General features: G+C 68.3%; 5 protein-coding genes and 1 pseudogene. 1 reads left to right on the forward strand and 5 read right to left on the reverse strand.

The window, feature by feature from the left end:
- The first annotated feature begins 113 nt into the window (after positions 1-113).
- Positions 114-1,004: a beta-lactamase transcriptional regulator PenR gene (penR, locus tag ACPUER_RS28505; protein ID WP_310132650.1), complete on the forward strand. Its 891-nt coding sequence runs from the start codon at positions 114-116 to the stop codon at positions 1,002-1,004.
- Between the two features lie 497 nt (positions 1,005-1,501).
- Here the strand turns inward: penR and ACPUER_RS28510 are convergent, their stop codons facing one another.
- From ACPUER_RS28510 to ACPUER_RS28530, 5 genes and pseudogenes are all read right to left on the reverse strand, one after another.
- Positions 1,502-1,753, reverse strand: a complete 252-nt coding sequence (locus tag ACPUER_RS28510) for a hypothetical protein (protein WP_034180596.1) — start codon at positions 1,751-1,753, stop codon at positions 1,502-1,504.
- 96 nt (positions 1,754-1,849) lie between these two features.
- Positions 1,850-4,072, reverse strand: coding sequence for an amylo-alpha-1,6-glucosidase (locus ACPUER_RS28515; protein ID WP_175959636.1), 2,223 nt, complete (start codon positions 4,070-4,072; stop codon positions 1,850-1,852).
- Positions 4,073-4,252: 180 nt separating this feature from the next.
- Positions 4,253-9,847: an autotransporter domain-containing protein gene (locus tag ACPUER_RS28520; protein WP_425132724.1), complete on the reverse strand. Its 5,595-nt coding sequence runs from the start codon at positions 9,845-9,847 to the stop codon at positions 4,253-4,255.
- A gap of 726 nt (positions 9,848-10,573) precedes the next feature.
- A pseudogene (locus ACPUER_RS28525) lies at positions 10,574-10,750 on the reverse strand (YdcF family protein); the annotation flags it as partial.
- Positions 10,751-11,011: 261 nt separating this feature from the next.
- Positions 11,012-12,046 (reverse strand): rod shape-determining protein, encoded by a 1,035-nt coding sequence (locus tag ACPUER_RS28530; RefSeq protein ID WP_175959639.1) that lies wholly within the window; start codon positions 12,044-12,046, stop codon positions 11,012-11,014.
- Positions 12,047-12,461: the final 415 nt, after the last annotated feature.

Raw genomic sequence — 12,461 nt, forward strand, 5'->3', positions numbered from 1 at the left:
ATGGAATGGACGCGAAATGGTGTTGAAAACGGCCGGCCGCCGAGACAGCACTATCGGGACTTTACGGTTGCCTGACAAGCAACGATAATTGAGCGCTGACAAAAGAAAATCTTATGACTAAGCTCCGCCCTCATCTTCCGCTCAATGCGCTGCGCGCGTTCGAATCGTCCGCGCGCCACCTGAACTTCACGCGCGCCGGCCTCGAGCTGAGCGTGACCCAGGCCGCGGTCAGCCAGCAGGTGCGTTCGCTCGAGGAACGGCTCGGCTGCACGCTGTTCACGCGGCTGCCGCGCGGGCTCGGGCTCACCGACGAGGGGCGCGCGCTGCTGCCCGTGCTGAGCGATGCGTTCAGCCGCATCGAGACGGTGCTCAAGCAGTTCGACGGCGGGCGTTTCCACGAGGTGCTGACGCTCGGTGTCGTCGGCACCTTTGCCATAGGCTGGCTAATGCCACGGCTGAAACAGTTCGGCGATACGCACCCGTTCGTCGAGCTGCGGCTGCGGACCAACAACAACGTCGTCGACCTCGCCGCCGAGGGCCTCGACTTCGCGATCCGTTTCGGTGAAGGCAACTGGCCGGCGACGCGCAACGAGCGCCTGCTCGATGCGCCGCTCACCGCGCTGTGCGCGCCGGAAATCGCGCGGCGCCTCGCGCAGCCGGCGGATCTCGCGAATGAAACGCTGCTGCGCTCGTACCGCACCGACGAATGGCTCGGCTGGTTCGACGCCGCGCAGCTCGAACCGTGGACGGTCAACGGGCCGGTGTTCGATTCTTCGCGGCTGATGGTCGAGGCCGCGATGCAGGGCGCGGGTGTCGCGCTCGCGCCGGCCTGCATGTTCGCGCGCGAACTGCAGCTCGGCCTGCTCGCGCGGCCGCTCGACATCGACGTGCATGCCGGCGGCTACTGGCTCACGTCGCTGAAGTCGAAACCGCTCACGCCCGCGATGACGCTCTTTCGCGACTGGATCGCGGCCGAAGCGGCCGACCCGGCGCAGGCCGCGTAACGCGGCTGCGCTTGTCCACAGAAAGTGTTGGCAAGGATGTGGATATCCTGGGTACCCGGGACCTAAGCCCTTGATCGCGCACGAATTACCGCCGCGACGCAGACATCGGGCAGCCCGTACGCACGGGCCTCGCATGCCGATCGCGTTCAGGCCGGATCCTCAACCATTGCGACGCAATCGATGGCGAGTTGTCCACAGATTTTGTTGGCAAGCCTGTGGATATCCGCCAGACCAGACGCGTAACATATTGATACACAAGGGGATTCGATTTACGGACCTTGACGGGTCAATGATGCGGCAGCGCAAGGTCATTCGAACCGCACGCCGGGCGCGGGCCGTGCACCCGGCCGGTTCTCCACAGATTGTGTTGGCAAGCTTGTGGATATCCTGCGCATCGGCCGCCTAACTCATTGAGCGCAAGGGAATTTGTGCTTCGTCTGCAGAATCGGGCAGCGGCGGGGCCGCCCGTGGCGGCGGGCGCCGGCGCAATCCGCGCGTCAATGCCGGTCGAGCCCGCCGCGCAATTCGCTCGCCTTGTCGCGCAGCGCTTCGTAACCTGAGCGCGCATGCTCGGGCAGGTCGGGATCCCCGATCAGTGCGCCGAGCGTTTCGATCAGGCTGAACAGGATGCCCTTCGCCGCGCCGACCGCAATGCTCTGCGATTCGATCGACTTGTGCAGGTGGTCGACCGCCGCCTCCAGATTCTCGAGCTTCTGTTCGCCGTCGTCGGGCCGGTTGTCGGTCGTCATCGTCTACCTCCGCCATCGTTCAAGGGTCATGTCACGATTCTATGCCGCTGCGTGCAAACGTGGCGCGACATCGCGCAACGTTTGCACGTCGCCGCACTACAGCACCGCGACCACCTTCACGCGGCCCGGCTGCTCGGCCGACGCGATGACATGGCCGTCGACGCGGCGGAACGTCAGCGACACGGTTTCGTCGCCGACGCGCAGCGCATCGATCCGCAGCCAGTCGACACCTTCCGGCAGCGTCGGGCGCTCGACGCGCACCTCGTGGCGCGATGCATCGATGCTCACGCCAAGGCACGCCTGCAGCATCATGAACGGCGCACCGGCCGCCCACGCTTGCGGCAGGCACGCGACCGGATACGCGGTCGGCGGTTCGCCGCGCCGGCGCGGGAACCCGCAGAACAGCTCGGGAAGCCGCATCTCGAAGCTCACCGCCGCCTCGAACAGCGCGCGCAGCAGGTTCACCGCGGCCGTCTTGTCGCCGTAGCGCGCGAGGCCGCGGGCGATCAGCGCATTGTCGTGCGGCCACACCGAGCCGTTGTGATACGCCATCGGGTTGAAACGCGGCTGGCCGGCCGCCAGCGTGCGGATGCCCCAGCCCGTCTGGAACAGCGCCGAGCCGAGCACGCCGGCAACCGCCGCGCCGCGCTCGGCATCGGGCAACCCGAACGCGAGCAGGTGGCCCGCGTTCGATGCGAACACGCGGCACAGGTCGCCATGACCGTCGAGCGCGATCCCGTAGAAATCGCCTTCCGGCATCCAGAACAGCGCGTCGACCTGCTCGCGCAGTGCCTTCGCGCGCAGCGCGTAGCGCGTGGCGTCGGCCGCGTGGCCGCGCCGGTGCGAGCATGCCGACATCGCATCGAGCGCCGCGCACGCATAGGCCTGCACTTCGACGAGCGCGATCGGCCCGTCCGGGAAGCGGCCGTCCTCATGAAACACCGAATCGTGACTGTCCTTCCAGCCCTGGTTCGCGAGGCCGCGCTCCGACGTGCGCTGATAATCGAGCAGTCCGTAAGGATTGCGGTCGCACTTGTCGATCACCCATTGCGCGGCGCGCTCGAGCGCGGGCCACAGCTCGTCGATCAGCGCATCGTCGCCGGTGCGTTCGACATACGCGCCGGCCAGCACGATGAACAGCGGAGTCGTGTCGACGCCGCCGTAGTACAGCGCGAACGGCACCTCGCCCGTCGCGGCCATCTCGCTGCGGCGGAACTCGTGCATGATCTTGCCGGGCTCCGCGTCGCGGAACGCGGACGTCTCGCGCGCCTGATGCTCGGCCAGGAAACGCAGCACGCCGCGCGCGAGCGACGGCTGCAGCCACAGCATCTGCAGCGACGTGATCACCGCGTCGCGGCCGAACGGCGTCGAGAACCACGGAATGCCCGCATACGGGTACGGCCCCGTGTCGAGCTGCGTCGTGAGCAGCCCGAGATCCGCGAGCGAACGATCGAGCCATGCGTCGAACAGCGGATTGCCGGTGTTCACGCGCGCCATCGACTCGCGCCGCGCGCGCATCTCGCGGTGCACGCCGACAAGCGCGGTGCGCAGCGCGACGCGGCCGCACCCGGGCCCTTCGATGTGCGCCGGGCCGAGCGTCGCGTCGACGGTCAGGTAGATCGACACGCACGCCTGCGCGGCGATCGTCAGCGTGTAGTCGGCGCGATCGACCGACAGTGCGTCGGGCGCCGGCGAGAAATGCACGGTCACGTTGCGCTCGACGCCGTCGAGGCCGTCGTAGCGCAGCCGCACCGCGCCCGCGTCGACGCGCGGAGCAGCCACCGTGCCGCGCTTCGGGCGCTGCGTGCCGCGCACCTCGAACATGTCCTTGAAATCGGCCGCGAACGACAGCGACAGCGGCACCTCGGCTTCGCTCGCGCCGTAGTTCGTCAGCGTCAGCGCTTCGTACAGTATGTCGCCCGCGAGCACGCGCATCCGTTCGATATGGATCACGCCCTCCGGCGTCTCGTGGCCGCCGAGCGGCGGCAGCGGGCGGTTGGTCAGGTGTGCGGTAAACGATGCGTTGTCGGCGCTCGTCGCGCCCGACAGCAGCGACGGCGCGCGGCCGCCGAACGTCAGGCGCCATTTCGACAGCACGCGCATGTCGTCGACGAACAGGCCGTCGTCGTGGCCGCCGATGTCGCCGAGCGCATCGCCGACCACGAATGCATCGCCGGATTTCAGCACGTACTGGTTGCCGCGCGCGAGCGCCTGCGGATCGGCTTCGGGTGCGATGAATGCAGGGCCCGACACTGGGGTCGGGGCAACAGGCGCGACTTGCGGCGCCTGCGTCGTCGTGGCTTCGGCGTGATTCGGCATCGATGCTCCTGTGTCGAGGCGCAACGCGCGGCGCGCGTCGCGTGTTTCGCACAGGATAGGCCAGAACGGGGGACGCGCGCAGCGACGAAACGGCCGCGACGCCATGCGACGTTTCCGTCGCCGCATGGCGTCGCGAGCGGGCGCCGGGGCCGGCGCCGACGTGGGCGTGTTACGCGCCGGTCAGAACTTCCACAGGATGTTGCCGAGCACCGCGTTGTCGCGCACGCCGCTGCCGTACTGGCCGCTGTACGTGAGGCCGAGCGTCAGGCGCTTCGTGATGTTCGCGTCGATGCCGGCCTCGAGCACTGCGCTGTCGCGAGCAATCGGCACGCCCGACACCTGAAACGACGTGCCGCCGTTCGCGAACGCGAACGTCGCCGACGGCCGCACGTTGCCGAACGCGTGGCGCCAGCCGACCGTCCCGCGCGCGGTGAACGTGCCGCTCGCGATCGAGCCGAGCTGCGACGCCGCGCGCAGGCCGAGCGTCGAGAAGCCGACGTGGGTCGTCTCGCCGCCGGCGCGCAGCGCTGCCGCGCCGCCGCTTTCCGTATAGCCGTCGGTATGCAGGTTCACGTACGCGATGCCCGCGAACGGTTCGAGCGCGACGGGCCCGACCGGCAGCGCGTAGCCGACTTCGCCGAACACCTGTGCCGAATTCGCGTTGTAGCCGGCCGAGTCGTGATCGGAGAAGCCCGCGAAGCCCGGATAACGGTCGCTGTTGATCCGGTACCACGTGTACGACGCGCCGCCGCGCACGCCGAGCGCACCGTACTGCGCACCGCCGTACAGCGACAGGTAGTAGCTGTTCACCGACGCCGACGAACTCTGGTCGTTGTCGAGCGAGCCGTGCGTGACGCCCGCGGCCAGGCCCGCACGCCACTTGTCGTTGAGCGCCATGTCGGCACCGGCGATGAAGCCCGTCATGCTGCGCTTGATCGTCGATGCGTTGCCGTCGCCGGCAAGCCGGCTGCGGCCGCCGAACGCCTGCCCCCAGACGACCGGCTGGTAAGGCGTGCCGCCGTAGCAGCCGTCGCGCGAACCGATCCGGCGTTCCGACGACAGCGTCGGGTCGACCGCGCCGGCCGTGTTGTCGCCGCACAGCGCGGCACCGCCCGACGACAGCGCCGCGAGCGGGCCCGATCCGGGCGCGAGACCCTGGCGGACGCGATCGGTCACCGCGTCGCGCACATAACGGCTGTCGAGCAGCAGCATGCTCTTCAGGCTCGCCTGCAGTTCGCCGTCGAGCAGCCCGTATGCGCGGCGCGCCGTGCCCGCGTCGGTCGTCAGCACAGCGTCGTACAGCGGGTTGCCGGCACCGAGCCCGCCGAGGGCGGGGGCGCCCGCGCGCTGGTTCGGCGTCGTCGCGACGTCGGGCAGCGCGGTGCCGTTCCCGACCAGTTGCAGATACACGTGATCCGGATCGTAGCTGAGGGTCGGCATCAGGAACGCGTAGTTCGCAGTCACCTGGTTGAATGCGCCCTGCACGCCCGACGAGGCGGTGAGGATCGTGTAAGTCGTGCCCGGCTGATAGCCCGTCTGGTTCGCGAGCACTTGCACGGTGCCGCCGTTCAGCGTCGCCGTGCCCGTCGCGGCGACGCTGCCGCTTTGCTGCGGCGTGGCCGCGACCTGGAACGTCGAACCCGGCTGGAACGTGACGTTGCCGGCCACGTTCAGCGCCGCGCCCGGCTGCGATGCGGCCGCCGTCGCGCCGCCCTGCACCACGAGGCCGCCGATCGTGCCCGTGCCCGTCAGCGTCGCGCCGTTCTGCACGGTCACGGCCGACTGGGCGAGCGAACCGTTGACGGCGAGCGTGCCGGCGCTGACGGTGGTCGGGCCGCTCAGCGTATTCGTGCCCGTCAGCGTCAGTTGCCCGCTGCCGGCCTGCGTCAGCGAACCGGTGCCGGACAGCACGCTTGCAACCGTCACGCTGCCGGACTGATTGAACACCAGCGCGCCGTTGTCGACGACGTTGCCGGCGATGCTGCCCGACGTGCCGCCGTTGCCGAGTTGCAGCGTGCCGCCGGCCGCGATCGTGGTGCCGCCCGTATACGTGTTGCTGCCGGTCAGCACCTGCGTGCCGCTCGCCACCGTGACGCCGCCCGTGCCGGCGATCGCTCCGCCGAATGCGGTGCCGGCGCCGTTCAGCGTCAGCGCATTCGCGCCGAGATTCACGTTCGTGCCGGCCGCGCCCGACAGCGTGCCGATCGTCTGCGCGCCTGTCGCACCGCTCACGTCGAACGTCGCGCCCGCGCCGGCCAGGCTCACCGCGCCCGTCGACGCGAGGCTGCCGCCCGCACCGAGCGCCAGCGTGCCCGCGTTGATCGTCGTGCCGCCGGTGTAGGTGTTCGCAGCGGTCAGCGTGGTGGTCGCCGCGCCATTCTTCACGAGTGCGCCCGCGCCGGAAATCGCACCGCTCAGCCCGAGCGCGTTGCTGCCGCCCAGCGTGAGCGCCGCACCCGTGCCGAGATTGACCCCGTTGCTCACCGTCAGGCTCGCGTTCGTATCGAGCGTCGCCGCGCCGCCGACGTTCAGCGCGCCGGTGCCGAGTGCCGCGGCGTTGCCGAGCACGACGCTGCCGCTGTTCAGGTTCGTGCCGCCGGTATAGGTATTCGCACTGTTCAGCGTCTGCGTGCCGGTGCCGGCCAGCGTCAGGCTGCCCGCGCCGCCGATCGTTCCGCCGAACGTGCCGCTGGCGGTCCCGCCGAGCGTCAGGGCGTTGCCGCCAAGGCTGATGTTCGTTCCCGCGACGCCCGACAGCGCGCCGAGCGACTGCGCACCCGTTGCACCGCTCAGGTCGAGCGCCGCGCCCGCGCCGGCCAGGTTCACCGCGCCGGTCGACGCGAAGCTGCCGCCCGCGCCGAGCGCGAGCGTGCCGCTGTTGATCGTCGTGGTGCCCGAGTACGTGTTTGCGCCGGTCAGTGTCGTCGTCGTCGCGCCGTTCTTCACGAGGCTGCCGGTGCCGGAAATCCCGCCGCTCAGCGCGAGGGCGTTGCCGCCGCCGAGCGTGAGCGCCGCGCCCGTGCCGAGATTGACCGCGTTACCGACCGTCAGGCTCGTGTTCGTATCGAGCGTCGCCGCGCCGCCGACGTTCAGCGCGCCGGTGCCGAGTGCCGCGGCGTTGCCGAGCACGACGCTGCCGCTGTTCAGGTTCGTGCCGCCCGTATAGGTGCTCGCGCCGTTCAGCGTCTGCGTGCCGGTGCCGGCCAGCGTCAGGCCGCCGGTGCCGGAAATCGCGCCGCTGAAGGTGCCGCTGGCCGTACCGCCGAGCGTCAGCACATTGCCGCCGAGGCTCACGTTCGTGCCCGCCACGCCCGACAGCGCACCGATCGCCTGCGCACCGCCCGTGCTGATGTCGAGCGCCGCACCGGCGTTGGCGAGATTCACCGTGCCCGTTGCCGCGAGACTGCCGCCCGCGCCCAGCGCCAGCGTGCCCGCGTTGATCGTCGTGCCGCCTGTATACGTGTTCGCGCCCGTCAGCGTGGTGGTCGCCGCGCCGTCCTTCACGAGGCTGCCCGCACCGGAAATCGCGCCGCTCAACCCGAGGGCGTTGCTGCCGCCGAGCGTCAGCGTGGTGGTCGTTCCGAGATCGATTGCGTTGCCGATCGTCAGGCTCGTGTTCGTATCGAGCGTCGCCGCGCCGCCGACGGTCAGCGCGCCGGTGCCGAGCGCCGAGCCGTTGCCGAGCACCAGGCCGCCGGCGTTCAGCGTCGTGCCGCCCGTATAGGTGTTCGCGCCGGACAGCGTCAACGCCGCCGCGCCGTTCTTCACGAGCCCGCCCCCGCCGGCGATCACGCCGCCCAGGCCGATTCCGGTGCTACCGACGAGCGTCAGCGTCGTGCCCGTCGCGATATTGACGCCGTTCGTGAGCGACACGTTGGTGGTCGCATCGAGCGTCGACGAACCGTTCACGTTCACCGCGCCGAAGCCGAGCGACGTATTGCTGCCGACGGCGAGGTTGCCGCCATTCAGGTTCGTGCCGCCCGTATACGTGTTCGTGCCCGTCAGCGTTTGCGTGCCGGCGCCTGACAGCGTCACGCTGCCCGCCCCGCCGATCGTGCCGGCATAGGTCGCATTGGCGCTGCCGTTGAGCGTCAGCGAATTGCCGCCGAGGTTCACGTTCGTGCCGGCCGCGCCGGCCAGCGAGCCGATCGTCTGCGCGCCCGATGCGTTGCTCACGTCGAACGTCGCGCCCGCGCCGGTCAGGTTGACCGTGCCCGTCGCCGCCAGGCTGCCGCCCGCGCCCAGCGCGAGCGTCCCGCTGTTGATCGTCGTTTCGCCGGTATACGTATTCGCGCCGGTCAGCGTGGTGATCGCCGCGCCGTTCTTCACGAGGCCGCCGGCTCCGCCGATCGTGCCGGCCAGCCCGAGATCGTTGCTGCCGCCGATCGTCAGCGTCGTGCCAGTGGCGAGATTGACCGCGTTGTTGAGCGTCACGTTTGCGCTCGTGTCGAGCGACGCGTTCGTGTTGACGTTCAGCGCGCCCGTGCCGAGCGATGCATTGTTGCCGACGACCAGGCCGCCGCCATTCAGGTTCGTGCCGCCCGAGTACGTGCTCGCACCGGACAGCGTCAGCGTGCCGCCGTCGTTCTTCGTCAGCGCGCCTGCGCCCGTCACCGTACCCGACAGCGTGAGCCCGGTCGCGCCCTGCACCGTCAAGCCGCCGCCGTTGAGCGTCACGTTGTTGGAGACGTCAAGCCCGGCGGCGCCCGCCTGCAGCGCGCCGCCATTGCCCGTGATGTTGCCGGTGCCGAGCGACGCGTTGGCGCCGATGATCGCGACGCCGCCGTTCAGCGTCGCGTCCTGCGCGGTAGACGCACCGTTGATCGTCCAGTTGCCGCTGTTGACGTCGAGGTGGTTGAAGTTGATATAGTTGTTGACCGCGATCGTACCGTTCGCGGTGGCGCCCCGCTGCAGATTGAGCGTGTTGTTGCCACCCGCGCCGCCGTCGACGACGCCCGTCGCCGCGACGCCGAGCGTGACCGGGCCGACCGTGATGTTGAACGCGCCGCCTGTACCGCCCGCCGTGTTGACCGACGAGCCCGTCACGGCATTGAACGTGTTGGTGCTGTTCGCGCCCATCGACACGCCGCCGTTGATCGTGCCCGAGTTGGTAAACGTATTGCCCTGACCGGGCGTGCCGTTCGAGCCGAACGATACGCGGCCGGTGATCGTTCCGCTGTTTGACATATCGACCTGACCGCCGCCGTATGCAGCGACCACGGGCGCGTCCGCGCCGATGAGGGTCGCACCGACCAGCGGGCTGGAGCCGATCGTGCCGGTGTTCGTGATGTGCGACGTACCGCCCGTGCCGTTCTGCACTGACAGCGCCATGCCCGTCACGCCGCTGATCGCCACCCCCGTCGAGCCGTTCATCGTGCCGTTATTGACGACGGTCGTGTTGCTCGCCGACGCATTGCCGACCACCGCCCCGCTCGACAGCACGCCGAGCCCCGAGCCGAGCGCGGAAGGATCGATCGTGCCGTTGTTGGTCAGTGTGTTGTTGTTGCCGGTCAGCGACATCGCCGTGCCGCCGACGCCGAGCAGCACGCCGACGCTCGCGCCGGGGTTGACCGTCACGTTCAGGTTGTTCGCGCTGTTCGCGTAACTGGGAGCCAGCGGGTTCGCAACGCCGGAACAGGTCACCGTGGTGCCTGCCGTGCTGCAGGTCGCATGGGCGGGAACGACGCCGGCGCCGGACAGCGCCAGGAAAACACCCGTCGGCAACAGCAGTCTCGGAAACGGCTCGCCGGCTTTTTTCGAACGCGCAAGATTCATGCTTTCCCTCATTTTTTCTTTGATATTGGTATTGCGCTACGCCGAACGGCATGCAGCATAAAATCCGCGGTCAAAAGCGTGCCCGCCGGCGGTCGCGATGCGACGTCGGTTTATTCGTGATGAATTTTTGATAAGCCCCGGACTGCGGATGCGAAACTAGTCGAATGGCATGATGGCGGCCCCTGATTTTATGCAGCGACTTTCTGGTTGATTTGATTACTGCCCTGCTTTTTGTCAGACAAGGCTATATCAAACTCACGCCATTTTCCAGTTGCTGCTGTTTTCCCATCGGGTCAAGGGCGGAATGAGCATGTATTTTTTACCCGCCAACGCGTACCCGGAAGCAGAATCCCGTGTTTTCGCCCGCTTGTTTTGATCTTTCTCAAAAACACCGGAATCGCCGCATCCGTGGAAACGCTGATATACGACCTCGATTCAGGGAACACGATTTTTGCAGCGCAATATTTTCATTCTGGCGAATCGCTTACGCAGATAATAACTATCCGCTTAATAAACAATACAAGCCAGATTTTCACAAACCCGCCACAATCGCCTCATTTCCGCCTCGCATCAAACCTTAAACGCGAATCGTTATCGCTTGTCCGGCGCCCATGACATTCGTACGGCCGGCGAGAATGAAAGAACGCCGCATCCGGCGTGAAACGGCAGGAAGCCCGAAGGAAGGAGAAAATCAGGCGCCGGACGCGTTTGCCTCCGTGCGCCGTCTTATGAAAACAGGCTCATCAGGTAAAGCATCGGCCGGAACGAGACCGGCCGCGCGTCGGGATTCGCCCACAGACGCATCGCATACACCGTGTAGGCCGGAACCTCGCGCCAGCTCGAATAGACATCGCGCAACTGGAAGCGGCGCGGATACGCGGCGGAGATGTTCGCCCGCGCGACCCGTTTGGTTCGGTAATTCAAGGTTTTCGGTCTCTCAGGTCGTCGGGCGTATCGGCTGGCCCGGCCCGGCATGGGCGCGTAACGCTAGCACGGCGCACTCGCACGTGTCCACGCGGCCGGCCGATGCCGGCCCGTTACCGACCTGTTGGAAAGAAGACCGACTCGCTTTGCGCTGGAGGGCAGGCCGGCGCTATGGAGATCGAAAGAATGTGAGCGGCTGCATTGCGCCGTGATGCCCGGCCCGGCCCGAATCGAACCGCGTCAGTCGGCCGGACACATCGCCAGCCGCCCCATCGCCTCGCCGGCGCCGCGCACCGCGCAGGTGGCCGGCTCGTCGGCGATCCGTGCGATCACCCCCGTCTCGTCGTACAGCAGGCGTTCGAGATCCGCGAGCAGCGCGCCGCCGCCCGTCAGCACCACGCCGCGATTCGCGATGTCGGTCACGAGTTCGGCCGGCGCGTTTTCCAGCACCGACTTCACCGCGCCGATCACCTGCTTGAGCGGCGCGGCCAGCGCGTCCGCGACGTCGTGGTTGGACAGCTCGACCGAGCGCGGCAGGCCGTCGCCGATGCCGCGCCCGACCGCGCGTGTCGTCGTGCGCGGCACCGCGCTGGTGGCCGAGCCGATCGTCTTCTTCACGTGCTCGGCCGTCTGCTCGCCGAGCAGCACGCCGTACAGGTTGCGGACATGGTTCACGATCGCCGCGTCGAACTGGCTGCCGCCGACGCGGATCGCTTCGCGGTAGACGATGCCGCCGAGCGCGATCACCGCGACTTCGGTCGTCCCGCCGCCGATGTCGATGACCATCGAGCCGACCGGCTCGGTCACCGGCAGGCCCGCGCCGAGCCCGGCAGCCAGCGATTCCTCGATCAGTTCGACCTCCGACACGCCGGCTGCGAATGCGGCCTCGCGAATCGCGCGGCGCTCGACGGCCGTCGCATCGGACGGCACGCACAGCGTGACCTCGACGCGGCGGCCGAAGCGCGAACGCGTGCGCGACATGTCGATGAAGCTGCGGATCATCTGTTCGGCCGCGTGCGCGTCGGCGATCACGCCGTGCCGCATCGGCCGCACGGCTTCGAGATGCCCCGGTTCGCGGCCGAGCAGCGCCTTCGCACGCTCGCCGACGGCCTCGAGCGTCGGCCGCGCGTCGTTCGCGCCCGCCTTGCGGAAGCAGATGACCGACGGCTGGTTCAGCACCACGCCGCGCTCGTGCGTATAGATCTGCGTACTCGCCGTCCCAGGATCGATCGCAACGGGTTGCGCAAACAACTTTCCGAACAGCGGTGTCGACATATCAAGCCTTTTTGAACGATCGGGCCGGGACGGCCCCGCCGCATCCCCGCGGCGCGCCTGCCGCCCCATCATGAAGTTAGCGGCAAATCGTGCCGATACTTTAGCCAATTCCGATGATTATTTCGCGACGAAATTGCCGAAAACAGCGCTTCGAGGGTGTCGGACTCCGAAACGGTCTCTCGCGCTGCGCCTGTAAAACACGGTAATCTCTCGGTCTTGCCTGCTCCCGGCAGGCTTCAGACGCCCGATCACGCCAGGTATTTCCTCCATGACAGCGACCGTTTCCTCCCGCTGGGCGCGGGTGCGCCCGCTCTGCACGACGCTCGTCGCCTTCTGGTGCTGCACGGTCGCCGCGCAACCGCTGCCGGCCACCGCCACCGCGCCCGCCCCCGCTGCGGCCGGCACGCCGGTGGCC

The organism is Burkholderia sp. DN3021 (assembly GCF_049805555.1).
In the GTDB taxonomy this organism is placed as follows: Bacteria; Pseudomonadota; Gammaproteobacteria; order Burkholderiales; family Burkholderiaceae; genus Burkholderia; species Burkholderia pyrrocinia_C.